This is a genomic window from Arsenicicoccus sp. UBA6765, from assembly GCF_002453335.1.
Taxonomy (GTDB): Bacteria; Actinomycetota; Actinomycetes; order Actinomycetales; family Dermatophilaceae; genus Arsenicicoccus; species Arsenicicoccus bolidensis.
Genome location: NZ_DKGR01000063.1, coordinates 113848 through 138788 on the forward strand (window position 1 = coordinate 113848; position 24941 = coordinate 138788).

General features: G+C 71.2%; 24 protein-coding genes, 1 tRNA gene and 1 riboswitch. Of the genes, 11 read left to right on the forward strand and 14 right to left on the reverse strand.

Annotated elements, in window-relative coordinates:
* The first annotated feature begins 35 nt into the window (after positions 1-35).
* From B4K29_RS17490 to B4K29_RS17535, 10 genes are all read left to right on the forward strand, one after another.
* The gene (locus B4K29_RS17490) at positions 36-1541 is read left to right on the forward strand and encodes a conjugal transfer protein TrbL (RefSeq protein WP_286968377.1); all 1506 of its coding nucleotides are present in this window, start codon (positions 36-38) and stop codon (positions 1539-1541) included.
* A gap of 6 nt (positions 1542-1547) precedes the next feature.
* On the forward strand, positions 1548-3014 hold the full coding sequence (locus B4K29_RS17495; RefSeq protein WP_144317196.1) for an SCO6880 family protein: 1467 nt from the start codon (positions 1548-1550) through the stop codon (positions 3012-3014).
* 52 nt (positions 3015-3066) lie between these two features.
* Positions 3067-4260 (forward strand): hypothetical protein, encoded by a 1194-nt coding sequence (locus tag B4K29_RS18485; RefSeq protein WP_211346237.1) that lies wholly within the window; start codon positions 3067-3069, stop codon positions 4258-4260.
* A complete protein-coding gene (locus tag B4K29_RS17505) occupies positions 4257-5816 on the forward strand; it encodes an ATP-binding protein (protein WP_259804122.1) in 1560 nt (519 codons plus the stop codon). The genes B4K29_RS18485 and B4K29_RS17505 overlap by 4 nt, the downstream gene beginning before the upstream one ends.
* 29 nt (positions 5817-5845) lie before the next feature.
* Positions 5846-6373: a hypothetical protein gene (locus B4K29_RS17510; protein WP_144317198.1), complete on the forward strand. Its 528-nt coding sequence runs from the start codon at positions 5846-5848 to the stop codon at positions 6371-6373.
* On the forward strand, positions 6370-8166 hold the full coding sequence (locus B4K29_RS17515; protein ID WP_144317199.1) for a type IV secretory system conjugative DNA transfer family protein: 1797 nt from the start codon (positions 6370-6372) through the stop codon (positions 8164-8166). The genes B4K29_RS17510 and B4K29_RS17515 overlap by 4 nt, the downstream gene beginning before the upstream one ends.
* A gap of 58 nt (positions 8167-8224) precedes the next feature.
* A complete protein-coding gene (locus B4K29_RS17520; RefSeq protein ID WP_259804123.1) occupies positions 8225-8680 on the forward strand; it encodes a single-stranded DNA-binding protein in 456 nt (151 codons plus the stop codon).
* A 12-nt stretch (positions 8681-8692) separates the two neighbouring features.
* Positions 8693-9277, forward strand: a complete 585-nt coding sequence (locus B4K29_RS17525) for a hypothetical protein (RefSeq protein ID WP_211346259.1) — start codon at positions 8693-8695, stop codon at positions 9275-9277.
* Entirely contained in the window at positions 9277-9495 is a 219-nt protein-coding gene (locus B4K29_RS17530) for a hypothetical protein (RefSeq protein ID WP_144317201.1), read from the forward strand. Before B4K29_RS17525 ends, B4K29_RS17530 begins: the two co-directional genes overlap by 1 nt.
* A 182-nt stretch (positions 9496-9677) precedes the next feature.
* Positions 9678-11381: a recombinase family protein gene (locus B4K29_RS17535; protein WP_286968419.1), complete on the forward strand. Its 1704-nt coding sequence runs from the start codon at positions 9678-9680 to the stop codon at positions 11379-11381.
* Here the strand turns inward: B4K29_RS17535 and B4K29_RS17540 are convergent.
* Positions 11341-11413: transfer RNA gene (locus tag B4K29_RS17540), tRNA-Leu, on the reverse strand. The two genes, B4K29_RS17535 and B4K29_RS17540, sit on opposite strands and share 41 nt — an antisense overlap.
* Positions 11414-11551: 138 nt before the next feature.
* Positions 11552-13231 carry a glucose-6-phosphate isomerase gene (gene pgi / locus B4K29_RS17545; RefSeq protein ID WP_286968378.1) on the reverse strand — a complete coding sequence of 560 codons (1680 nt, stop codon included), beginning with the start codon at positions 13229-13231 and terminating at the stop codon, positions 11552-11554.
* A gap of 424 nt (positions 13232-13655) precedes the next feature.
* Between pgi and B4K29_RS17550 the strand changes: the two genes are divergently transcribed.
* Positions 13656-15086 (forward strand): tyrosine phenol-lyase, encoded by a 1431-nt coding sequence (locus B4K29_RS17550; RefSeq protein ID WP_239264383.1) that lies wholly within the window; start codon positions 13656-13658, stop codon positions 15084-15086.
* A 62-nt stretch (positions 15087-15148) separates the two neighbouring features.
* Here B4K29_RS17550 and B4K29_RS17555 read toward each other — a convergent pair whose 3' ends face one another.
* The 12 genes from B4K29_RS17555 to B4K29_RS17610 form a co-directional block, all read right to left on the reverse strand.
* A complete protein-coding gene (locus B4K29_RS17555) occupies positions 15149-15847 on the reverse strand; it encodes a uracil-DNA glycosylase (protein ID WP_376786842.1) in 699 nt (232 codons plus the stop codon).
* Positions 15848-16087: 240 nt separating this feature from the next.
* Positions 16088-16804 carry a hypothetical protein gene (locus tag B4K29_RS17560; protein ID WP_286959184.1) on the reverse strand — a complete coding sequence of 239 codons (717 nt, stop codon included), beginning with the start codon at positions 16802-16804 and terminating at the stop codon, positions 16088-16090.
* Positions 16774-17232: an HAAS signaling domain-containing protein gene (locus tag B4K29_RS17565; protein ID WP_286957886.1), complete on the reverse strand. Its 459-nt coding sequence runs from the start codon at positions 17230-17232 to the stop codon at positions 16774-16776. Before B4K29_RS17565 ends, B4K29_RS17560 begins: the two co-directional genes overlap by 31 nt.
* Positions 17229-17561: a PadR family transcriptional regulator gene (locus B4K29_RS17570; protein WP_019285481.1), complete on the reverse strand. Its 333-nt coding sequence runs from the start codon at positions 17559-17561 to the stop codon at positions 17229-17231. Before B4K29_RS17570 ends, B4K29_RS17565 begins: the two co-directional genes overlap by 4 nt.
* A gap of 233 nt (positions 17562-17794) precedes the next feature.
* Positions 17795-18286 (reverse strand): hypothetical protein, encoded by a 492-nt coding sequence (locus B4K29_RS17575; RefSeq protein WP_286968380.1) that lies wholly within the window; start codon positions 18284-18286, stop codon positions 17795-17797.
* Entirely contained in the window at positions 18255-19316 is a 1062-nt protein-coding gene (locus B4K29_RS17580; RefSeq protein ID WP_029211345.1) for an ABC transporter substrate-binding protein, read from the reverse strand. The genes B4K29_RS17575 and B4K29_RS17580 overlap by 32 nt, the downstream gene beginning before the upstream one ends.
* Positions 19317-19380: 64 nt before the next feature.
* On the reverse strand, positions 19381-20160 hold the full coding sequence (locus B4K29_RS17585; protein ID WP_037213368.1) for an ABC transporter permease: 780 nt from the start codon (positions 20158-20160) through the stop codon (positions 19381-19383).
* Between the two features lie 127 nt (positions 20161-20287).
* Positions 20288-20419, reverse strand: a riboswitch (FMN riboswitch).
* Between the two features lie 37 nt (positions 20420-20456).
* Positions 20457-21470 carry a Ppx/GppA phosphatase family protein gene (locus B4K29_RS17590; RefSeq protein WP_286968383.1) on the reverse strand — a complete coding sequence of 338 codons (1014 nt, stop codon included), beginning with the start codon at positions 21468-21470 and terminating at the stop codon, positions 20457-20459.
* Positions 21467-22006 carry a DUF501 domain-containing protein gene (locus B4K29_RS17595; protein WP_019285477.1) on the reverse strand — a complete coding sequence of 180 codons (540 nt, stop codon included), beginning with the start codon at positions 22004-22006 and terminating at the stop codon, positions 21467-21469. The genes B4K29_RS17590 and B4K29_RS17595 overlap by 4 nt, the downstream gene beginning before the upstream one ends.
* Before the next feature lie 47 nt (positions 22007-22053).
* Entirely contained in the window at positions 22054-22584 is a 531-nt protein-coding gene (locus B4K29_RS17600) for an FtsB family cell division protein (protein ID WP_286957876.1), read from the reverse strand.
* Positions 22585-22825: 241 nt separating this feature from the next.
* Positions 22826-24115 (reverse strand): phosphopyruvate hydratase, encoded by a 1290-nt coding sequence (gene eno, locus B4K29_RS17605; protein ID WP_286957874.1) that lies wholly within the window; start codon positions 24113-24115, stop codon positions 22826-22828.
* A 162-nt stretch (positions 24116-24277) separates the two neighbouring features.
* Entirely contained in the window at positions 24278-24940 is a 663-nt protein-coding gene (locus B4K29_RS17610) for a MazG family protein (protein WP_019285474.1), read from the reverse strand.
* Between the last annotated feature and the right edge of the window lies 1 nt (position 24941).

Below are 24941 nucleotides of genomic sequence, written 5' to 3' on the forward strand. Positions count from 1 at the left end.
ACCCGACATGACTCCCGGCCGCGGGGGTGGCTGCGGTGAGCGTCTGCGATGTCCCAGTCATCTCCTCCGTCTGCGACGCCGTGGGCGAAGGCACCGCCTCCCTGATCGCCGCCCCGTTCGACTGGCTCGCCCAAGCGATGGCCGGTGCCGCCGCGTGGCTGTTCGAGGCGGTCTGGTGGGTCTTCGACACCACGACCCTCGTGGACGTCACCAGCGCCGAGTACATCGGCGTCTACAACGTCCTGTTCGGCGTCGCTGTCTTCATCATGCTCGTGTTCTTCTGCTTGCAGCTCATCACCGGGCTCATCCACCGCGACCCGACCGCCCTCAACCGTGCCGCCCTCGGTCTCGCCAAGAGCGTGCTCGGATCGTTCCTGGTCATCACGCTGACCGCGTTGCTGCTGGAAGTGACCGACCAGCTCGCGGTCGGGATCGTCCAGGCCACCGGCAACACGATGGAAGGGATGGGGACCCAGATCGGGCTCCTCGCCGCAGGCCTGGCCACCATCAACATCACCGCTCCCGGTGTCGGCGCGATCCTGACGATCTTCCTCGCCGGACTCGCTATCAGCGCGGCGGCGATCGTGTGGTTCTCGCTGCTCATCCGCAAAGCCCTGCTGCTGGTCGCCATCGTGTTCGGGCCGGTCGCCCTGGCCGGGGCGACATGGGATGCGACCAAGGGATGGTTCGCCAAATGGGCGACCTTCGTCATCGCCCTAACCTTCTCCAAGCTCGTCCTCGTCGTGATCTTCCTCGTCGCCATCGGCCAGGTCTCCGCCCCCATCGAGGCGGACCTGGCATCCATCTCCGACCCGATCGCCGGCGTCGCGCTGATGTTCATCGCGGCGTTCGCCCCGTACATCACGTACAAGTTCCTGTCCTTCGTCGGGTTCGACATGTACCACGCGATGTCGTCGGAGCAGGAGGCGAAGTCGGCGCTGAACCGGCCTGTCCCAGTGCCGTCTGCGCCGAAGGCTGACACGGCCAAGAAGGTACTCGACGGCAGCACCGACTCCGGCAGCGCACCCTCGAACGGTGGCGGAGGAGGCGGTAGTCCAACACCGCCGCCTACCTCCTCGTCGGCGGCGCCCACCAGTGCGGGAGCCGGCACAGCGGGCACAGGAGCCGCCGCTTCCTCGACAGGGGCAGGAGCGGGAGCTGGCACCGCCGCTGGTGCCGGGGCCGGGACAGCGGGCGCTGCGGGTGCTGGTGCAGCCGCCGGCCCTGTGGGTGCTGCGGTCGTCGTCGGCGGTGCGGTGGTCAAGGGCGCGGCGACCGCCGGCCCGAAGGCCGGCAATGCGGTCGGTGGAGCGGCCGACAGTCAGGCAGGCGCGGCCACGGAGCAGGCATCCCCGCCGCTGGTTCCACCATCGCAAGGCACCCCGCCGCAGCGTCCCGCACCGTCGACGCCGCCCCCGGCCGCTCCGTCCTCGGCGCCGCCGTCCGGGCCGTCCACCGGCTCGGCGGAGTCCTCGCCCGCGCCTCGGCGCCGGTCGGACCCGCCACCTCCGCCGTCGTCCAAGCCGACCGGGAAGGGGTGACCTGCGATGTCTACGAACACGCACGCGAACAGTGACTACCCGTTGGCGGCGGTGCAGTTCTCCCGGCTCACCAAGCGCGGGATCATGCTGGGCCTGTCGCTGCCGCAACTCATCGTCCTCGGCATCGCCGTGCTCACAGTCGTCTTCTCGCTCTACCTCGGCGGCGGCCTGGCCTTCGCCTGGACCGCCCCGGTATGGGCCACCGCAGCACTGCTCGCGGTGATCCCCGCGGGTGGGCGGAAGGTGATCGAGTGGGTGCCCATCGTGGCCCGCTGGATCGCCCGCACGTATCTGGGGCAGCTCATTTATCGGCGCCGCGTCATCAAGCCGAGACCTGCCGGGACGCTCGCGCTTCCGGGTGATGCGGCACCGTTGCGGGAATGGGAGGACCCCGAGACCGGGGCGGCGATGATCCAAGACCCGCACGCGCAGACGCTGACTGCGATCCTCGGCGTCTCGCATCCGGCGTTCGTGCTCCTCGATCCCGGTGAGCAGCAGCGCAGGGTCTCCGGGTGGGGGCGCGTCCTCGCCGCGGCCTGCCGTTCGGGGCGCATCGCCCGCATCCAGGTGTCGGAGCGGACGCTGCCGGACTCGGGAACGGGGTTGGCGGAGTGGTGGCGCACGCACGGCACCGACGACGGGTCCTGGGCCGCGACCACCTACGCCGAGCTGATCGAGCGCGCCGGCCCCGCCGGGGAACGCCACGCCACGACGATCAGCCTGGCGCTGGACATGAAGGCCGCGAGCCGGCAGATCAGGACTTCCGGTGGCGGGATGCGCGGTGCCGCCGCGGTGCTCCGGCAGGAGATGACCACGCTGACGACGGCGCTGCGCGCAGCGGAGCTCACCTCGACGGGGTGGCTCACGCCCGGCGAGGTCGCCGTCATCCTGCGTTCGGCGTACGACCCGGCCGCCGCTCCCGCGCTAGAACGGCATGGCGACCTCGGGCGGGATCTGGCGACGGCGGGCCCGGTAGCGGTGACCGAGACGTGGGATCGGTTGCGGTCGGACAGTGCGTTCCATGCGGTGTTGTGGATCAGTGAGTGGCCCCGCTCGCAGGTCTACCCAGGGTTCCTTGCCCCGCTCGTGCTGTCCAACGGCATCCTCCGCACCCTCGCCCTGCACTACACGCCGGTGCGCGCCGATCAGGCCGCGCGGGACCTGCGGAAGAAGAAGACCGAACTCATCAGCGACCAGGCGCAGCGGCGCAAGATCGGGCAGATCGAAGACGCCGCCACCAGCGCCGAACTGGACGACGTCCTCCAGCAAGAGGCGGACCTGACCGCCGGGCACGGCGTCCTGCGCGTCTCCGGCCTCGTGTCCGTCTCCGCGCCGACCGTCGATGAGCTCGACGCCGCGGTCGCCGCGGTCGAGCAGGCCGCGATCCAAGCCTCCTGCGAGACCCGCCGCCTCGTCGGCCAGCAAGCCCAGGCCTTCACCGCCGCTGCGCTGCCGCTGTGCCGGCCGGTCTGACCCGGCGCACCTGCCCACCAACCATCCGACGCTTCTGTGAGGAACAACGCTCATGCCTACCTTCGATAACCCCGTCGCGGACGCCACGGAGGCGTCCGCCGCGTTGCGGGGCCTGGCCCACGCAACCCGCCAGTTCACCGACCCGGCCGACACCTACCCAGTGATCGGTGACCTGCTGTCCGGAGTCCGGTCGCTGCGGCAGGTACTGGATCAGCTCGCCGCCGCCCATATCGCTCCCCGTGCCCGCGCGCACGACGACGCCGGGAACCAGGCCACCGGCGCGACCTCGGCCCTCGCGGCCGCGGACGAGCTGCACCAGGCCGGCACACTCCTGGACTCCGTGGCCTGGCGGCTCGACGCCGCCTCCCAGCACTCCGGGCGTATCGCCTGGCACCCCGCACCCGACCCCGCAGACGCGGGGGCGGGGCGTACGAGCGTGCAGGCCGGGACGCTCACGCTGACGGTGTGGCCGGACGAGCCGCTGGGCCAGCACCAGCGCTACGCCTACCTCATCGAGCACCGGGACAGCGGGCAGAGCATCCAAGGGCGGGATCTGTTTACCGGGGCCGGCGCGCCTGTCTCACCGGAGCGGGCGCTGCGTGACCTCGCCGCCTACCTGACCGCAGCAGGCGATGCGCACCAACACGCCACCGACAACGGCACGGCGTATGAGGGGCCGTTCGATGAGTGGACCGCCGACGTCGCCCGGCAGAACTCCGACGCCCTGACCGAGCTGGCCGACCGCGGCCCGCAGGGCCCTGCGCCCACCGTTGGGGAGGCGGCGGGCGTGCGGTGGATCAGCGTCGTGTTCCTCCAAGGCTCCGAGGCCTACGAGGTGCTGGACCTCATCGACCGGGAGGGCACGGACGCGGCGATCGAGCACCTGGCCGGGTTCGACTACGGCGAGGAGACCGTACAGACAGCGCTCGAGAACGGCTACGTCTACGACGAGCCCCCGACCGGTGCCCTCGACAAGGTAGCGACCCGAGACGTCTACACCCTCACCTACAACCCGTTCCTCGGCCACGTCTCGCTACTGCGCGAGCACGGCGCCCTGCCCGACCCGGCACTCCTCGGCATCGACACCCCGATTCCCGCGCCCGCGTCGACCGCGGCGTCGGCGCGCGTCGCACACCAGCCTGCACGCGCGAACACCCAGGCGGCGAACCGCGAGCGCGGCGCGGGCGACTGGTTCACTCGACGCCCCGGTGCCGCCACGGCGCAGGGCCGGGGGCTCGCGCTGTGACCGCGCAGGACGAGGGCCGCCTGCACACGGCCGTGCTCGTCGGCCCCGAAGGCGAACGACGCCGGGCCCGTAAGGACCGCCGGCAGGCTGCGACCCGAATCGAGACCACCGCCCGCAAGGCACGGAAGGCCGAGGCGAAGGCCCTGTGGGAGGCGGAGCAGGCCGAGCGGCGCGCGACGACCTACCTGCCCGCCGCTGGCGAGCCGGGGCCTGCGGCGTTGCGCACGCCGGGCCGGTTCCGTCTCCCCAAGCACCAGGACACGAGTGCGACGTTGGCTGGGCAGTACCCGTTCCTGGCCGAAGGCGGCCTCGGATCGGAGGGGATCTTCGTCGGGCAGGACCTCTACTCCGGCGGGTCGTTCGTCTACGACCCGTGGGTGCTCTACCGGCGCGGGATCATCACCGCCCCCAACGTCGTCCTGGCCGGCATCGTCGGCTCCGGCAAGTCGAGCCTGGCAAAGTCGCTCTACACGCGCTCGCTCCCGTTCGGACGACGCGTCTACGTCCCCGGCGACCCGAAGGGCGAGCACACCGCCGTCGCCGAAGCCGTCGGTGGACGCGCAATCATCCTCGGCCACGGCCTCTCCAACCGCCTCAACCCTCTCGATGAGGGCCATAGGCCATCCGCGGTGTCCGACAGCGAGTGGGCGATGCAGGTCGCCTCCCGCCGCCGCGACCTTATCGGCGCCCTCGCAGAGACCGTGCTGGACCGGGCGCTGACGCCGTTGGAGCACACCGCGATCGACCTCGCCCTCCAAGACGCGGTACGGAGCGCGGAGGTTCCGATCCTGCCGATGGTCGTCGACCGCATCCTTACCCCAACCTCGGCCGACGACGCGGATGGACGGCTCGCGGAAGACGGTCGGCTCGTCGGCCACGCCCTGCGCCGACTCGTCGCGGGCGACCTCCAAGGACTGTTCGACGGCCCGTCCACGGTCAGGTTCGACCCGTCCCTGCCAATGGTGTCCCTCGACCTGTCCCGGGTCGCGGAGAACAGCACCTTGATCTCGGTGCTGATGACGTGCTCGTCGGCGTGGATGGAGTCGGCCCTGTCCGACCCGGCAGGCGGGCAACGCTGGGTGATCTACGACGAAGCCTGGCGCCTGATGGCCTACCCGTCCCTCCTGCGGCGTATGGACGCCCAGTGGCGGCTCGCCCGGCACTTCGGAATCGCGAACATGCTGATCTTCCACAAGCTCTCCGACCTCGACAACGTCGGCGACCAGGGCTCCGCCATGCGCGCCCTCGCATCGTCGCTGCTGGCGAACGCGGAGACCAGGATCGTCTACCGGCAGGAAGCCGACCAGCTCGGCTCCACCGCAACAGCGCTCGGCCTCACGGGCACTGAGCAGAAGCTGCTTCCCGGCCTGGGGACCGGGCAGGGGCTGTGGCGCATCAAGGACCGCTCCTTCGTCGTGCAGCACCAACTCCACCCCGCCGAGTTCGCCGCCTTCGACACCACGAGCCGCATGATCGCAGAAACCGGGAAGTTCACCGTTGAGAATGACGAACCGTCGGCCTCGCTGACGGTTCCCGCCGCGGGCGGTGCGGCGTGATGGCCCGGCCCCGCTATAAGCGCACGATCATGCCCGCGTCTGTTCACCGTGACGAGGTCGAGGCTGTGCCGGTCGTTCTCCCGCTCGTGGTCATCACGATCACCGACGACGGACGCATGACGGTCACCGTCGACGGCGTGCCGTTCGAGCCGGAGCCGTTCGCGCCTCCGTGGCGACGAGAGGACTTCGCCGCCGTCCTCGACCAGCTCACCGAACAGCGCCGCTCGCCGGTGCGGGTCGAGGTGCGCGAAGCGGACGGAAGCACGTTCACCGACATCATCACTCCGACCAGACGCCGCCGCACCGAACCAAAACCCGCCCCCGCACCTGAGCCACCGGTCGCGAGTGCTCCGCCCGAACTCGTGGCGCTCCACGGCGAGGGGTTCGTGCCGGGCGAGGACGTGGCGATCGCCGTCGTCATCGCCCACGGCGATGCCGCCCCGGACGGCGCGATGCGCGGCCTGCTCACCGCCGACCAGCTCGCCGTGAGCCCGACCCGAGAGGTGATCCTGCTCGGCCGCGTCTCCGGGACGCTCACGATCGGGCACCCCGAATGACCACCCCGAGGCCGACGGGATCGCTCGGGGACGAGCTGAGCAACCTCGGCATCGGCCTCCTCATCGGCGCCGCGATCCTCGCCGCCATCCTCCGCGGCGCCGGCTCGGTCGCCGCGTGGATCACCGGGACCGGGCAACCCGCCGGCGGAGTCGAGGCCGGGTTGGGCGTGCTGCTCAACCCCGGCGACCCGGCGGCCGCGCTCGGCGCACCCGGTCTGAACGTCGTGGCGTACTGGATCACCGCCGCCGTCCTCATCCTCGCCGCCGCTGGCGCAGGGTGCTGGGGGTGGCGGTTCTTCCGCGAGCACGGCCGACAGGTCAAGAACGACCCCTACCGCATCCCCGGTATCGCCACCCGCACCGAGGTCACCAAGGCCGCCTCCGAGACCGCGCTGCTGCGCCGGGCCGGGCACCTGCGACCCTCGCTCCACAAGCCGACACCGGAGGACGTCGGCTACCGGATCGGCCAGTCGCGCGGCAAGAGCGTGTGGGCATCGGTGGAGGACAGCATCCTGCTGATCGGCCCGCCCCGGTCCGGGAAGGGCGCCCACATCGTCATCAACACCATCCTCGACGCACCCGGCGCAGTCGTCACCACCTCGACCCGGCCGGACAACCTCACCGCGACTCTCCGCGCCCGCGAGCGCATCGGCCCGGTCGCCGTGTTCGACCCACAGCACCTCGCCGAAGGCATCCCCGCAGGCCTCAGATGGTCACCCATCCGCGGGTGCGAGGACCCGCTGACCGCGATGATCCGCGCCACCGGACTCGCCGCCGGCACCGGCCTGTCCGCAGGCGGAGTCGAAGGCGGCGGGTTCTGGGAAGGCAAGACCCGCACCGCCCTCCAAGCCCTGCTCCACGCCGCTGCCCTCGACCGTCGCCCACCGGGTGAACTGTTCCGGTGGACCCTCGACCCATCCGCCGCCGCGGACGCAGTCGCGATCCTGACAGCGAACCCACGAGCGGCTGTCGGGTGGGCGGAGTCGCTACAGGCGATGATCGACTCCGACCCGAGAACCCGCGACTCCATCTGGCAAGGCGTCTCCCTCGCCCTCGCCGCCCTGGCGGACCCGCGCGTGCTCGACGCCGTGTCGCCGCGCGAAGGCGAGAACTTCGACCCCGAAGCCTTTCTCCGTGCCCGCGGAACGCTCTACCTGCTGGCGACCGGCGCCGGCGCCAACAACAGCGCGGCGTTGGTGGCGGCGTTCGTGGAAGACGTCGTGGAAGCCGCCCGCCGCATCGCCGCCGGAAGCCCCGGCGCGAGGCTCGACCCGCCCTTGCTGCTCGCCCTCGATGAGGTCGGCAACCTCGCCCCCTTACCGTCACTGCCCACGCTCATGGCCGAAGGCGGCGGCACCGGGATCACGACCATGCCCGTACTCCAAAGCCTCGCTCAGGCGCGGGAGAAATGGTCGGAGAACGCCGCCGGCGCGATCTGGGACGCCTCCATCGTCAAGATCATCCTCGGCGGCGCTTCCAACAGCCGCGACCTGCACGACCTGACCACGCTCATCGGCGAGCGCGACGAGGTGACCGACTCCACCACGGTCGGAGACCACGGCTCCCGCTCCGCGCAACGCTCCATCCGGCGCGTCCCGATCATGCCGCCCGACACGATCAGGACGTTGCCGTTCGGGACTGCGCTCGTGCTGCTGCGCTCCGCGCCGCCCATAGTCACGAGGATGCGGACCTGGCTCGACCGGCCGGATGCGAAGGAACTGCGGGCCGACCGGGCCGGCATCGAGGCGCTGCTGCAACGCCGTCCGCTGGAGGAGCCGGGCGCACCTGCCTGACACAAGGGCGGCCCCGGCTGTGGGGCCGCCCGTCGATGTCAGAAATGAGGACAGTCCGATGGCTCTCCACACGCAGGAATCCCTCTCCGGGTTTATCGCCTCCGACCCGCAGCTCACCTACACCGAGCGCGGCGACGCGCGCCTGTACGTCAAGATCGGCCAGGAACACTACCGCCGTGAGGAGGACGGGTCGTTCACGCAGACCGAGACGACCTTCCACGACCTCGTCGCGTTCAAGAAGACCGCCGAACGCGCGCACGACCGCCTCGCCAAGGGCGACAAGTTCGTCGCAGAGGGCTACGTCCGCGAGTACGACCACACCACGCCGGACGGCGAAGTCGTCAAAGCCGAGGAGTTCGTGGCGAAGAAGCTCGGCCACGACCTCGCCCGCACCCGCTACGAGGTCAAGCGGACCCGCCGCCAGCCCGCCGTCACGCGAGAAGCCGCGGGGCAGTCCGTCGATGCCGAGGCGCGCCGCGAGGCCCGCAACGCCGCACCGGCGCTCGGACTCTGACCGGCGGTGACCATGATGAACGAGAACGACAGCGACGCGCCGGACCTGGGTGACGAGCCCGACCTCGATGAGGCGCCCGAGGAGTTCGAGGGGTCGTTGCTGCCCGAGCCGCCGCACCCTATCAACTGGAACCTCCTGACGAGCGAGGAAGCCGAGGCCGAGTGGCTGGAGCTGAATAAGTGGGTCAACTGGCTCCGCACGACATATGGTCTGCCCGCATCGGTGGTGCCGCCGTTCTGGCACCGCCACCCCGAGCTCGTCTGGGAGCTCTCGGCCCTGCACCTGCACTGGCTGGCCGCCTACGACAGCGAGCAGAACGCCTCCGCGCCGCTGGGCTGGCACCGCGACTTCGCCGACGCCAGACAGCGGCTCAGGGATTGGGTCGCCGCCTGCGGCACCCGCCTCGACCGAGACCGCCCCACCCGGCAGACCGTCTGGCCCGGCGAGGACCCGGCAGAGCCCGTCGAGGACCGGATCATCGCCAACCGCGACGAGGACTTCGTGCAGTTCGTCCTCGATGACGTCGCCGCCCGCAAGCAGGCCGAGGACGAGTTCTACGCCGGCCTCGACCCTGCCACTGGGGAGTTGCGCGACTGATGGGCACCTACGTCAAGAAGACCGACCGGCGCCGCTATGAGGACCGTTCATTCTCCGTACGCGCGGTACATCGCGAGGACGCCGACTTGCACAAGCTCGCCGAGGTTCTGATCCGGCTGACCTTGCAGGAGACCGGCCGATCGCGCGCCGAGCGTCGCGCCGCCGCAATACCGGAGACCTACCGTCCGGCAATGGTCGCCGACCAGGCATCCGGGTAGAATCGAGCACAAGCAAGCCTCGCGTCGACGTGGTGTTGTGGTCCCAAACCCCGCTCCGGCGGGCAACGTTTACGTGGCCGTTCCGGCCTAGTCCTAGAGCTTTCGGGCTTCCTCTCACGATCAGCACCCCTCGGGCGTTCAGCCCGAGCGCGAGGGCCGAGATTTCGTGAGAGCAGGCCCCCATGAGTACCACGTCCGCGCGCACTCCAGACCCGGTGCGCAGTCTCATCGAACCGCCCCAGGGCACCGCACTCGCGGTGTCCTACCTGCGCGTCTCCACCAAGGAGCAAGCCGAGAAGGGCGGCACCGATGAAGGCTTCTCCATTCCCGCCCAGCGCGAGGCCAACCGCCGCAAGGCCGAACAGCTCGGCGCGGTCATCGTGAAGGAGTTCATCGACGCGGGCGAGTCCGCCCGCAAGGCCGACCGGCCCGAGCTGATGCGGATGATCCAGTACGTCAAGCGCAACCGTGTCGCGTACTGCATCGTCCACAAGGTCGACCGGCTCGCCCGCAACCGCGCCGACGACGTAACGATCCACCTCGCCTTGCAGGAGGCCGGGGTCATGCTCGTCTCCGCGACCGAGAACATTGACGAGACCCCCAGCGGGATGCTGCTGCACGGCATCATGTCCACGATCGCGGAGTTCTACTCCCGCAATCTCGCCACCGAGGTCATCAAGGGCATGACGCAGAAAGCCGCCACCGGCGGCACGGTCGGCAAGGCACCGATCGGCTACCTCAACATCCGTTCCCGCGACGAGCTCGGCCGCGAAGTTCGCACGGTGCAGCTCGACCCCGACCGGGCACCGCTGATTGAGTGGGCATACAAGGCATACGCCTCCGGGAACTGGACCGTCAGCCAGATCCACGACGAGCTGACGTCGCGAGGGCTGGTCAGTCTTCCCACCCCGAAGCGGCCCTCGAAACCGCTCGCTGTGTCCTCGGTACACCGAATGCTGACGAACCCGTACTACAAGGGCGACGTGATCTACCGCGGCGTCGCCTACAAGGGTGCGCACCAGCCGCTCGTCCCGGCCGAGGTCTGGTACCAGGTGCAGTCCGTCCTCACCGCGCACAAGAGCGCATCCGAGGCAACCCAGGTGCACGACCACTACCTGAAAGGCACCGTCTACTGCGGGGCCTGCGGGTCCCGCCTCATCGTGTCAAACGCGAAGAACCGACACGGCAACGTCTACCCCTACTTCGTCTGCTCAGGGCGGCACTCCAAGCGGACCGACTGCACGAGGCAGGCCATCCTCATCGAGGACGTCGAGCACTTGATCGAGAACTACTACCAGCGCGTGCAACTCACCCCCGCCCGACGCGAAGCTCTGGCCGGGATGCTGCACCACGAGTTCGACCGGCTGATGTCCGCCGAAGCCGACGAACTCGCCCAGCTCACCGCGAACCGCGACCGCCTGGAGCACGAGCAAGACCGGCTCATGCAGGCCCACTACGCCGACGCGATCCCGCTCGCCGTCCTCAAACGGGAACAAGACCGCATCGCCGGAGAACTCGACCAGGTGAACCGCCGCCTCGACGCCCACCACGGCGAGTACACCGACGCCCGCGCGCACCTGGACGACGCCCTGAACCTGTTGGAGAACTGCGCCGACATCTACGCCCGCTGCGACGACGCCAACCGGCGCCTGTGCAACCAGGCCTTCTTCACCAAGGTCTACATCGAGGAGGACGACGAACTGCGCGTCGAGAACAACCGGCCCTTCGAGATGCTGCTCGACCCCGAGGTCAACGCCGACGCGCTCACCTGGGCAGAGAACGCCGACAAGGCCCGAACCCCAGCCCTTGATTCCTCGGGCCAAGGTTCGAGCCTTGTGCGTTGGGTGCCCCCGACGGGACTCGAACCCGCACTCGAGCGATTTTAAGTCGCCTGCCTCTGCCGTTGGGCTACGAGGGCAGGCCCAGACTAGAGCGCGACCAGGTCGTATGCCGAGAAGCGGGCCGCCCCCTCGGGTCGGCCCGCTTCTCGTGGCTGCGGCGTGGTGCCGGAGCCAGGTCTGTGCCCCTCAGTCTGTGCCCCTCGGTCTGTGGCCCCTCAGCTGGTGCGGTGCTCGCGGTAGTACTCGATGAGCCCCTGCGTGGACGGGTCCTGCGCGGCCAGGGCGTCGGCGTCGCCCTCGATGGCCGGGCCGACCTCCTTGGCGAGCTTCTTGCCGAGCTCGACGCCCCACTGGTCGAACGAGTCGATGCCCCACACGACGCCCTCGACGAAGGTGATGTGCTCGTAGAGCGCGATCAGCTGGCCGAGGGTGGACGGGGTGAGGGCGGGCGCCATGATCGAGGTGGTGGGCCGGTTGCCCTCGAACACGCGGGCGGGGACGAGCGCCTCCTCAGTCCCCTCGGCGCGGACCTCCTCGGCGGTCTTGCCGAAGGCGAGCGCCGCGGTCTGGGCGAGGAAGTTGGCGAGGAACAGCTCATGGACGTCCTGGGCGCCGTCCTTGAGGGGGTGCGACGGGTTGGCGAACGCGATGAAGTCCGCCGGCACGAGGCGGGTGCCCTGGTGGATGAGCTGGTAGAACGCGTGCTGGCCGTTGGTGCCGGGCTCGCCCCACCAGATCTCGCCGGTCTCGGTCGTGACGGGCGTGCCGTCATACCGCACGCTCTTGCCGTTGGACTCCATGGTGAGCTGTTGGAGGTAGGCCGGGAAGCGGTGGAGGTACTGCGCGTAGGGCAGCACGGCGTGCGTGTGGGCGCCGAGGAAGTTGGAGTTCCAGATGTTGAGCAGGCCCATGACCGCGGGGACGTTGCGCTCCAGCGGGGTGGTGCGGAAGTGCTCGTCCATCGTGTGCATGCCGGCGAGGAGCTCGGCGAACCGCTCCGGCCCGATGGCCACGGCGAGCGAGGTGCCGATGGCGGAGTCCACGGAGTAGCGACCGCCCACCCAGTCCCAGAACCCGAAGGCGTTGGCCGGGTCGATCCCGAACTCGCTGACCTTGTCCAGCGCCGTCGACACGGCGACGAAGTGCTGCGCGATCGCCGAGAGCGCCTGGTCGCTGTCGCCCTCGCGGATGGCGCCGCGCTCGGCCAAGCCGTCCAGCAGCCACTTCTTGGCGAGGCGGGCGTTGGTGAGGGTCTCGAGCGTCGTGAAGGTCTTGGACGCGACGATGAACAGCGTCTCCTCGGGGTCGAGGTATGCGGTCTTCTCGTGGACGTCGGTGGGGTCGATGTTGGAGATGAAGCGCAGCTCCAGCCCCTCTTGCCCGAACGGCTTCAGCGCCTCGTAGGCCATGACCGGGCCGAGGTCCGAGCCACCGATGCCGATGTTGACGACGTTCTTGATGCGGCGACCCGTCACGCCGGTCCAGCGTCCCGAGCGCACCTCGTCGGCGAAGGCGTAGAGCTTGGCCAGCTCGGCGTGGACGTCCGGGACCACGTCGTGACCCTCGAGCTCGACGACCGTGCCCTCGGGTGCCCGCAGAGCGGTGTGCAGGACCGCACGCTTCTCGGTGACGTTGATGCGCTCGCCGCCGAACATCGCGTCGCGACGCTCGATCAGCCCCACCTGCTCGCCCAGGCGGACCAGCTCGGCGAGGATCCGGTCGTCGACGAGATTCTTGGACAGGTCGACGTGCAGGTCACCGGCGTCCAGGCTCAGGCGGCGCGCCCGGTCGGGGTCGGCGGCGAACCAGCCACGCAGGTCGGGCTCCAGGTCGTCGCGCGCGTCGGTGAGCTCGCGCCAGGCGTCGGTCGTCGTCGGATCGACAGGATGGGGCATGTGGTGCCTTCCTTGCGGTGATGGCGGACGTCAGGGTGTCGTGCGAGGACGCCGTTGTCATCGCTGCGCGGCCTGGGCCACGCACCTATGAATCTAATCACCTCCGCACCTGCCCGGAGCGGGACCCCCCGATCTTGTCGCAGGTCCACGCCGTGCGGTCACCCGCGATGAAACGTTTGAACGATTTAACGAATCCGCGCCGGAGGTCCCCTCGCGTCGCCTCCCGAAGACCCTGAGGTCGGCCGTCGCGGACTCGCTGTTGTCGACCGCGCGCCGTGACTTATGGTCATACTGCCCACGTCATACGGCTGATTGCTCGGCACATTGAACACTCTGTGCGCCCGGACCCGCCTGGGTTGCGTAGCGACTGCCCCAGGAGCAGCGTGGGCGGCACGCAACCAGGACGCAACCAGAGACGAGGAAGGTGAGCTCCGTGGTCAACGCCGAGCCGTATCGCATCAAGATGGTCGAGCCCCTGCACATGACGACCCGCGCCGAGCGCGAGGAGGCGATCCGGGCCGCCGGCCACAACACCTTCCTGCTCAAGAGCAAGGACTGCTACATCGACCTGCTCACCGACTCGGGCACCTCCGCGATGAGCGACGCGCAGTGGAGCGCCATGATGCTGGGCGACGAGGCCTATGCCGGGGCGCGGTCCTTCGACAACCTGTGGAACGCCGTCGAGGAGTTCTACGGGTTTCCCTACACCTGCCCCACCCACCAGGGCCGCGGCGCCGAGCACCTCATCTCCCAGATCCTCATCACGCCCGGCCAGCACGTGCCCGGCAACATGTACTTCACCACCACCCGCGCCCACCAGGAGCTGGCCGGCGCGACCTTCCACGACGTCATCATCGACGAGGCCCACGACCCGTCCGCCATCCACCCCTTCAAGGGCAACGTCGACCTCGACAAGCTCCGCGCCCTGATCGACGAGGTGGGTGCCGACCAGATCGCCTACATCAACGTCGCGGTCACCGTGAACATGGCCGGCGGCCAGCCCGTCTCCATGGCCAACATCAGGGCCGTCCGCGAGATCTGCGACGAGCACGGCATCATCATGTGGTCCGACGCGACCCGCCTCGCCGAGAACGCCTACTTCATCCAGCAGCGCGAGGAGGGCTACGCCGACACGCCCTGCGCGCAGATCGCCAAGGAGATGCTGTCCCACTTCGACGGCCTGACCATGTCCGGCAAGAAGGACTGCCTGGTCAACATCGGCGGCTTCCTCGCCATGCGCGACGAGGACATCCTGATCAAGGCCCGCGAGCTCGTCGTCCTCTACGAGGGCATGCCGACGTATGGCGGGCTGGCCGGTCGCGACCTGGAGGCCATGGCCGTCGGCCTGCGCGAGGCGCTGGACGACGACTACCTCGCCCACCGCATCGGCCAGGTGCGCTACCTCGGCGAGCGTCTGATCGAGGCGGGCATCCCCGTGGTGCAGCCCATCGGCGGCCACGCGGTGTTCCTCGACGCGCGTGCCTTCCTGCCCCACGTCCCCCAGGACGAGCTCCCGGCCCAGTCGCTCGCCGCCGAGATCTACGTCGAGTCCGGGGTGCGCGCCATGGAGCGCGGCATCGTCTCGGCCGGCCGCACCAAGACCGGCGAGCACAACCACCCCAAGCTCGAGCTCGTCCGGCTGACGATCCCCCGGCGCGTCTACACCAACGCCCACATGGACGTCGTCGCCGACGCCGTGATCGCCGTCTGGCAGCGGCGCGCATCGATCCGCGGTCTGCGGTTCGTCTACGAGTCTCCGACGCTGCGGTTCTTCACCTCGCGGTTCGAGCCGCTGCCGGTCTCGCCCCTCCCCGTCCACGAGGGCACGCAGGAGGAGCACGCCCTCGCCCACTGACCTGCTCGCCCATCCCCCGCTGCCCCCGGCCCCATCACCCGGGGGCAGCACCCTGCTCGGGGTCACAGCCGAGCGATCACCTCGTCGAGCATCGTCTCGGTCAGGCGGCCGGTGAAGGTGTTCTGCTGGCTGACGTGATAGCACCCCACGAGGCGGATCTCCTTGCCCCGCGCGGTGATCAGGGTGGCCTCGGCGCCGTGGCCGAACTTCGGCGCGGGACGCGGCACGGTCCAGCCGAGTCGTCTCGCGGCGCCGATCGCCTGCGCCCAGCCGATGCCGCCGAGGGCGAGCAGGCTCTCGAGATCGCGCTCCACGAGGGTGATCTCACGATCCAGCCACGGTGCGCAGGTGGCCTTCTCCAGGGTCGAGGGCTGGTTGTCCGGGGGCGCGCAGTGCACCGGGGCCGTGATGCGCACGCCGTGCAGCTGGAGGCCGTCTGCCGCGTGCACGCTGGTGGGCTGGCTGGCCAGGCCCGCGCGGTGGAGCGCGGCATACAGCCAGTCCCCGCTGCGGTCCCCGGTGAAGATCCGGCCGGTCCGGTTGGCCCCGTGGGCGGCGGGGGCGAGCCCGACGATCAGCGCGCGCGGGTGCGGGTCGCCCCACCCCGGCGCCGGGCGGCCCCAGTAGGGCTGGTCGGCGAACGCCGCCCGCTTGGTCTCCGCGACGCTCTCGCGCCACGCGACGAGCCGCGGGCAGGCCTGGCAGACAGCCACTCTCGCGTCGAGCTGGTCCAGGGTCCGGGCCGACCCGGCCAGCCGTATGACGTCCTCCGGGGCTGCGGCACGCGGGGTGCGGGGCCGCGAGGGATCCCCCGGTCAGCCGGTGCCCGGCGGCACCGGCGACGGGTGGAGGTCGCCGGTGCCGGGGTGCGGGAGGAGCAGGTCCATGCCCCGCAGGATGCCACCCCACCCCGCCGACCGGTCACTTACCGACCCACACCCCGCCCATGACCGACCACTCGGCGAGGAGGGACCCCGCCGAGTGGTCAGCTTCGGACGCGCTCAGGGGGTCGTCGTCCCGGTCGGGGTGGGCGTCGGGGCCGTGGCGGTCGACGTAGGTGCGGTCGAGGGCCCGGAGGTCATGGTCGGGCCGCCGCTCGGACCGCCCGGCCTGCTCGGGCTGGACGTCACACTCGGGCCAAGGGTCGCGCTCAGGCTTGACGTCGGGTTCGAACCGGCCGCCGAGCTGGCGCCGGGCGACGGGGTGGCGGTCGGCGCCGGCTGCACGGGCAGCAGCGGCGGCAGGGTGGCCGGCGGCCGCCAGGCGTACTCCTCGGCGTCGAGCTGTTCTTGGGTGGGGTGCCAGGCGTCGGTGCTCGGCAGGCTGCGGGGGACGACGTTGCGCTGCGCCTGCCCATAGCTGTCGACGGAGGCGATCCGGTCCTGCACGTCGTGCGGCCGCACGATCAAAGGGCTTCCGCCCTCGTCGAAGAGCCGGGCCCGCGGAACCGGGTTGCCCTGCTCGTCGTAGACGAAGACGTTGGCCACCTCGACACCTTCCCTGGACAGTCCGGACGGCGCCGCAGGCTGGGAGTACACGGCCGGCAGGTAGTTCCCGTCCCCGTAGAACCGCTCGACCAGCTGCGCCCCGAATACCAGCGAGGCGACCACGGCGATCGTGTTGGCCAGGCCGATCGCCAACCGAGCAGCCCTGGGCACCCCCCTGCCGCGCCAGCCGATCCACACGCTCAGGGGCACGGCGGCGAGGAGCAGCAGCACGCTCGCCACCTGCCCCAGGCCCAGCATCGCGTTGATGCACCACACGGCGAGGAAGCCCGCAGCAGCCACCACGCCGGGTGGAGCGTCCTGACATAGTCGCGCGGGTGACGCAGCCACGGATGCCGTTGCAGCGCAGCGTCATACGACTCCCGCACGGTAGCCGTGGCCTCCCGCATCCCCCTGGTGCGGGAGGCCACGGCGGATCGTGGGGGCAGGCCGGCAGCGGCGCGCAGCTCGGCGGCGTAGGTCTCGGGCTCGCCAAGGCGGGCGACGAGCGAGCCTGCCTCGGAACGGATCTCGGCCAGGTCGGCCTCCATGCCGGAGGTCAGCTCGTCGACGTCGTCGGCGCGCAGGTCGTCCAGCGCCCGCCTCACCCGCGCCACGTAGTCGCGGATCTCGTTGTCGCCCAGCACGATCGTGTCGCTCATGCCACTGCCTCCGCATCCTTGAGCAGGTCGTTCATGGTCCCGGCGAAGGTCCGCCAGGTCTTGCCCTGGCGCTCGAGGATCGCGCGCCCCTCGCCGGTGATGCCGTAGTACTTGCGGTGCGGGCCCTCGTCGCTCGGCACGACGTAGGACGTCAGCGCGCCGGCCGCGAAGAGCCGGCGAAGCGTGCCGTAGACGCTGGCCTCCCCCACGTCCTCGAGCCCCGCCGCCCGGATGCGCCGGACGACGTCGTAGCCGTAGCCGTCCTCGCGTGCCACCACCGCCAGGACAGCGAGATCCAGCACGCCCTTGACGAGCTGAGTGGTCTCCATGGGCACCCCCTTCTTCCACGTCGCACACTACCGCGCCATGCGCACTAGTGTCCACAGCGGGATAGGCACGGTCCGCTCTCGTGGCGTCGTTCGGCACCTGCACCTTCGTCGTCGGTATGCCGGACCGTCGGCGCATGACGAAGGGCCGCCCCGCGACGGCGGGACGGCCCTTCGTGACCGGGGCTGACTCGTGGCAGGCCGCCCGACGCTGTGGTCGGCGGCCGCCGGTCGGGTCAGGCGTGGGTGCGAAGGCGACGGGCTGCGGCCACCACCGCACCGGCCGCGGCCACCAGCCCCAGCCCCAGCCCCAGACCACCGGCCACCATCGGCGCGGGCGAGTCGGACGTCTGGGCTGACCTCTGCGCCGCGGGCTGCCCCGCCACGGGCTGGGCCGCTGCCGGCGCACCGCCCGCCGCGAATCCGCCTGCGTTGCCGGACCGGTCGTAGCCGGAGCCCGGCAGCTTGTCGGCGTACTTGGCGTGCACGGTGCGCTGGTAGTCGCGCAGCGCCATGCCGGCACCGACGGCTGCCCGCGCCTCGTCGTTGAGGGGCAGCACGCGATCGCCCTTGACGGCATACCAGGCGTTGATCTGCGGCTCGCGGAACAGCGAGCCACCGGAGGCCTTGCGGGCCAGCTGGGCCTCGAGGCCCCCACCGGCCGCGTTGACGGCCTCACGTCCGCGGCAGGTCGCGTCAGCGCGAGACGTAGCCCGCCGCCACCGCATCGGCGGCGGGGACGTCCTTGGCGATGAGGCCCTGCGAGCGCATGAACGCCGTCATCGACGCCCACTGCGCCGGGTCCAGCCGACCGCTGACCGCCCCGTCCTTGGTGAGCATCACCTTGACCGTGGCGTCCAGCGTGGCGCGGGCCGCGGTGGCGGCCTTGGCGTCCGCGAGGTTGGGCACGTGCCGCGACGAGTCCTTGATGGTCTGCTCCGGGTCGGAGGCCATCGTCTGGATGCCGTCGAGCATGCCGTCGGCCACCGCGCGCACCCGCGCCGGGTTGGCCTGAAGATATTTCCTCGTCGTGACGAGCGAGATGGACACGAGCGGGACCTCACCGGTCGCGGTGAGCGGGATCGAGCGCACGTCGAGCCCCGCGAGCCGCATCTGCACGGTGTCGTTGTTGGCATAGCCCATGACGGCGTCGACCTTGTCGGTCGCGAGCGCGGCCTGGCTGGTGTAGCCGATCTCGGTGACCCGCACGTCCTGGTCGGTGATCCCGGCGGCCTTGAACATCGCCAGGGCCCCGAGCCAGCTCTCGCCATACCGCCCGGGAACCCCGAGGGACCGGCCCTTGAGGTCGGCTGGCGTCTTGATCGGGGAGTCGGCCGGGACGATCAGCTCGACGGGGTACCGCCGGTAGTAGGAGGCGACCGCGACGAGGTCCAGGCCCTTGGCCCGCGCCTCGATCATCTCGTCGCCCCCCGCGATCACGAGGTCCTCCTGCCCGGAGGCGATCGCGGTGAACAGCCCCTCCTGCGCGCCGTGGTGCCGCACCGCGACGTCGGCCCCCCGCTTGCGGAAGTAGCCCTGCTCGATCCCCACGTAGAACGGCGCGAACTGGATGTTGGGGATGTAGGTCAGGCCCACCGTGGCCTTGCCACCCCCGGCGCTGCTGCCGGCGGGGGTGGCAGCGGTGGACGACCGGACCACCTGATCGCTGCCGCTGCCGCTGCCGCCGCCGCACGCGGCCAGCGCCAGCACCGAGGTGAGTCCGGCGGCGGTGAGCAGGGATCGGCGGGTGATGGTCACGGGGAGTGGTCCTCTCGAGGGGTGCTGCGGGGGGTGGCTGATGGGGGGTGGGGACGGTTCGAGGTCAGCCGCGCGGGGTCTCGCGGACGTCGGCGACGATCGAGGAGCGTCGCTCGACGACCAGGAGCAGGGTGTATGCCGAGGCCGCGATGGCGCACAGCATGACGATGACGGCGACCATGCCGGCGGTGTCGACGGCGTCGCGCTGCAGGGTGAGCAGGGTGCCGAGTCCCTCGCCGCCCATGACCATCTCGCCCACGACCGCCCCGGTCACCGACAGGGTGAAGCCGTTGCGCAGCCCGGCGAGGACGTTGGGGAGCGCCAGGGGTGCCTCGACGTGGCGCAGCAGGTCCCAGCTGCCGGCGCCGTCGATCCGGGCGGCGTCGACCACCTCGTGCGGCACGTGGGTGAGGCCGACGACCGAGGAGATGAGGATGGGAAAGAACACCATGAGCGAGCACAGCGCCACGATCGCGGTCAGGCCGTAGCCGACCCAGAGCACCAGCAGCGGCGCGAGCGCGATGGCGGGGATCGCCTGGGTGGCGCCGAGGAAGGGGGTGACGGCGGCACCGACCCAGCGCGAGCGGTGGATCAGCACGGCCAGCGGCAGCGCGACCGCCGCGCCGAGCGCGCAGCCCCCGAGGGCCTCGGCGAGGGTGAGCGCGACATAGGGCCACACCACGGGTCCACTGAGCATGCCCACCAGCCGCGTCGCCACGTCGACCGGGCCGGGCAGGAGGAAGGCGGGCAGACCGCCGTAGGCCGCGACCAGCTCCCAGACGGCCAGCAGGACCGCGCCGAGCGCCAGCGGCGCCAGCCAGGTGTGCCGCGCGTGTCGGGTCATCCTCACCTCCGGTCGACTCCCGTGCCGTTGCTGCGTGGCTGCGCCGGGGTCACCGTCGGTCGACGGACGTGCGCCAGGTGCGGCTCCGACCCGGTCGCGACGACCGGAGCGGGCGCCGACGAGGCGCCGCGTGCTGCCTCCCATCCGGACTTTCACCGTCGGTCCTGGAGTTCCACCAGGTCAACCGCCCACCTCGAGAGGTGGTCGGGTCGCGGACTGTCACCGCCGGCTCGGAATTGCACCGACCCCGGAGCACGTGCTCCCCCCAGTGTAGGCCCGTGGCCGGCCTCCCTCGGTCAGTCGACCGAACCCGCCAGGCGCAGGCAGACGCCGTCGAGGATGTCGTGCTCGGAGGAGACGACGAGGTCGTCGGCGCCCGCCCCCACGACGCGCTCGACGATCCGGCCCCAGATCAGGGCCCCGGGCCCGATGACGTCGACGCGGCCCGGGTGCATGAACGGCAGCGCCGCTCGGCTCGGTCGGTCCAGGTGCACCAGGTCCGCGCAGGCGGCGCGGACCACGTCGGCAGGGAGCCGGGACAGGTGGATGACCTCGGGGTCGTATGCCGCGAGCCCCATCGCGTGCGCGGTCACCGTCGTCACGGTGCCGGCGACGCCGACCAGCGTGCGCACGCCGGCGAGCTCGACCGTGCTGCAGGCCAGGTCGAGCTGCCGGTCGACCTCCGCCAGGGCGGCGGCGAGCTCGTCGGCCGTCGGCGGGTCGTGGTGCAGGTAGCGCTCGGCGTGCCGCACGCATCCCATGTCGACCGACCGCGCCGCCTCGACGGCACCCTCAGCCGTCCCGCGCACCAGCTCGGTGGACCCGCCGCCGAGGTCGACGACGAGGTAGGGGCCGGGGATACCGGCTGCCGCCAGGTCACCCGTCGCGCCGAGGAAGGACAGCTCGGCCTCCTCGTCGCCGGTGATCACCTCGGGGACGACGCCGTCGTGCCCGTGCTCGGCGAAGGCGGCTCTCACCCCGGCCGCGAAGTCTTCCGCGTTGCCGGCGTCGCGGGCGGCCGAGGTCGCCACGAAGCGCACGGCCGAGACGCTGAGGTCGGCGCACTGCTCGGCATACTCGCGCGACCGTCCGAGAGCCCGCTCCATGGCGGCCTCGGAGATGCGCCCGGTCCGGTCGACCCCCTCGCCGAGACGGACGACCTCCATGCGGCGGACCACGTCGTGCAGCGCGCCGACGGCAGGCGCCGCAGGCCCATCAGGCCCGGCGACCTCGACGTCCGCGACCAGCAGGCGGATGGAGTTGGTCCCGCAGTCCACGGCCGCGACGCGACGAACGGCCCCGTCGGTCACCGGCGCTCCCAGCCGTCCTCGGTGGGGGCGACGCAGGGTCCGGGGGCCCACCACTCCCCCACGGCCTCGACGGCCTCGTCCCCCAAGGGGTTGACGCCGGGCCCGGCGGCCAGCGCGTGACCGGCGAGGACGTGCAGGCACTTGACGCGGGTGGGCATGCCCCCGGCCGAGATGCCGTCGATCTCGGGGACCGAGCCCAGCTCGGCGCGGTCGGCGAGGTAGGCCTCGTGCGCCCGCCGGTAGGCGCCCGCCAGCGCCTCGTCGTCCCGGAGGCGTTCGCTCATCTCGCGCATCACGCCCTGCGCCTCGAGGGTCGACAGGGCACCGGTCAGCCGTGGGCAGGTGGCGTAGTAGGTGGTCGGGAACGGCGTGCCGTCCGGCAGCCTCGGCAGGGTGCGCAGGACGTCAGGACGTCCGCACGGGCAGCGGTGGGCGACCTCGACGACGCCGCGCGCCTCGCGCCCGAGCTGGGCGTGGACCGCTGCGGCGTCCTCGTCGGTGAGACCCGGTGCGGGCGTGGTGGACTCGTTGCTCATGCGGTGGCCTTGGCCTTCGGGAGGAGAGGTATGTCGGGAGCCCGGCGTCAGCGCGTGGGCGAGGCACCGGGCGAGGTGCGGCCGCCGGGGGCGCTGCCGGACGGGGTGGAGCCGGGGCGGGGGGTGTCCGAGATCGTGGGCTGCGGCGTGGGCGTCGGGCCACCCTCGGCCGGGGCCACCGTCGGGTCGAGGCCGAGGCGGTCCGCGCTGGACAGGGAGGTCCAGACCTTGGAGTACCACGGGACCTGCTGCGCCTCCAGGTCGACCCCGACCACCTGGGCGTCCACCGAGGTGCGCCGGCCCCTCTGCGGGTCGAGCACGGTGTACGACGTCTCGCCAGGCTTGACGAAGTGCAGCCGGGAGCGGATCTGCTGCTCGAGGAAGGCCTGGTCGTCCCACTTGGCGCGTTCGCGCATCAGGTCGTCGACCTGGCGCTGCTGCTCGACGATGGAGTGCTCGAGGGTCGCGATCTGGTCGCGCTGCTCGAGATAGCGACGCAGGGTGGGGACGAGCATGATCGCGAGCATCACGACGATGGCCGCGAGGCCCAGCAGGCGCCGCACCGTGGCCGGTCGCATCCGGCCGCGAGGCCCACCCGCTCCTCGTGAGCCACCGGTCCCTCGCGGGCCGCCCGGCCCGCCGGATCCCCCGACGCCGCCACCCTCACCGACGCGGCGACGAGGACCCTCCGCGGGCCGACGCTGCCGGTCGCCGGCACCGGCCGGGCGCCGGGACGAACCCGCGGCAGCACCGGAGGAGGGACGTCGCGCGGGGCGTGACGTCCCTCCTCGGGAGGTGCTGGATGGCATGTGCTCCAGACTAGGCGCTGGCGCCCTTGAAGCGCGGGAACGCGCCCGCACCGGCGTAGACGGCCGCGTCGTCGAGCTCCTCCTCGATGCGCAGGAGCTGGTTGTACTTGGCGACGCGCTCGGACCGGGCCGGGGCACCGGTCTTGATCTGGCCGCAGTTGGTGGCGACGGCCAGGTCGGCGATGGTGACGTCCTCGGTCTCGCCGGACCGGTGCGACATCATGCAGCGGTAGCCGTTGCGGTGGGCCAGGTCGACGGCGTCCAGCGTCTCGGTGAGCGAGCCGATCTGGTTGACCTTGACCAGCAGGGCGTTGGCGGTGTCGCTGGAGATGCCGCGCTGCAGCCGCTCGGGGTTGGTGACGAACAGGTCGTCGCCGACCAGCTGGACCTTGTCGCCGAGCTGCTCGGTGATGGACTTCCAGCCGTCCCAGTCGTCCTCGTTGAGCGGGTCCTCGATGGAGACGAGGGGGTAGGCCGCGACGAGCTCCGCGTAGTACGCGATCATCTCGTCGGCCGACTTGCTGCCGCCCTCGAAGGCGTAGGAACCGTCCTGGTAGAACTCGGACGCCGCGACGTCGAGCGCCAGGGCGATGTCCTTGCCGGGCTCGTAGCCCGCGGCACGGATCGCGTCGAGGATGAGGTCCAGCGCGGCGCGGTTGGACTCGAGGTTGGGGGCGAAGCCGCCCTCGTCGCCGAGACCGGTGGCCAGTCCACGCTCCTTGAGCACGGACTTGAGGGCGTGGTAGACCTCGGCGCCCCAGCGCAGGGCCTCCTTGAAGGAGGGCGCGCCGATGGGGGCGATCATGAACTCCTGGATGTCGACGTTGGAGTCGGCGTGCGACCCACCGTTGAGGATGTTCATCATCGGGACGGGCAGGACGTGGGCGTTGGGGCCGCCGACGTAGCGGAACAGCGGCAGACCGGCCGACTCGGCGGCGGCCTTGGCGACGGCGAGGGAGACGCCGAGGATCGCGTTGGCGCCGAGCGAGCCCTTGTTGTCGGTGCCGTCGAGGGACAGCATCTCGTTGTCGACGAGGCGCTGCTCGGTGGCCTCGTAGCCGAGGACGCGCGGGGCGATCTCGTCCAGCACGGCGTTGACGGCGTCCTCGACGCCCTTGCCGAGGTAGCGACCCTTGTCGCCGTCACGACGCTCCACGGCCTCGAACGCTCCGGTGGATGCGCCGGACGGGACGGCGGCACGCGCGATGGTGCCGTCCTCCAGGGCGACCTCGACCTCGACGGTGGGGTTGCCACGCGAGTCGAGGATCTCGCGTGCGCCTACTGCTTCGATGTTGGCCACAAGTACTCTCCTGATCGATGGTGAGCGGTGCGGCTCGAGCCTATCCCGTGCGCCGCAGGGGGCGCGCCGGGGTCTGCGGCCAACCGTGCCGTCGTCCGAGCGGTGGACAGGCACCTGCCGTATGCCGTCCGGTCAGCCCCTCGCCGGCCTCTCGCAGGGCGCTCAGGCGTCGCCGTCGGCCGTCGCGGCGAGGCGCAGGACGGTGCCCCGCAGGGCCTGCTCGGCGTCGATGCCCCGACCCCGGGCGTCGAGGACGAGGGCCAGCAGGGCGGCCCCGACGTCGTCAGGCTGCGGCGCAGCGGCGGCGGCGAGCAGCTCGCCCCGTCCGGTCCGCTCGAGCCGCGAGGCCGTCTTGGCCGCCAGGGCGAGCGCCGGCAGGGACGCGGGGATGCCGTCGAGCAGGCCGGTCCGGTCGGGCTTCTCGAGGGCCTTGATGGCCTCCCAGCCGGCCTCGACGTCGGCGGCACCCGACACCACCGCGTCCGCGAAGACGTGGGGGTGGCGCCGTTGGAGCTTGGTGATGATCGCGTCCGCGACGTCGTCCACGTCGAACGGCTCGGTGGCGTGCTCCTGACCGACCCTGGCGTGGAAGGCCACCTGGAGCAGCACGTCCCCCAGCTCCTCGACCAGGTGCTCACGGTCGCCGGAGGCGATGGCGTCGGCGAGCTCGTGCGCCTCCTCCACGGCATACGGCGCGAGGCTCTCGTGGGTCTGCTCGGCGTCCCACGGGCAGCCGCCCGGGGAGCGGAGCCGGTCCATGACGGCCACGAGGTCGAGCAACCGCTCGCCGGGGCGGGGCCGCTCGACCTCGTCGGTCGTCGTCATG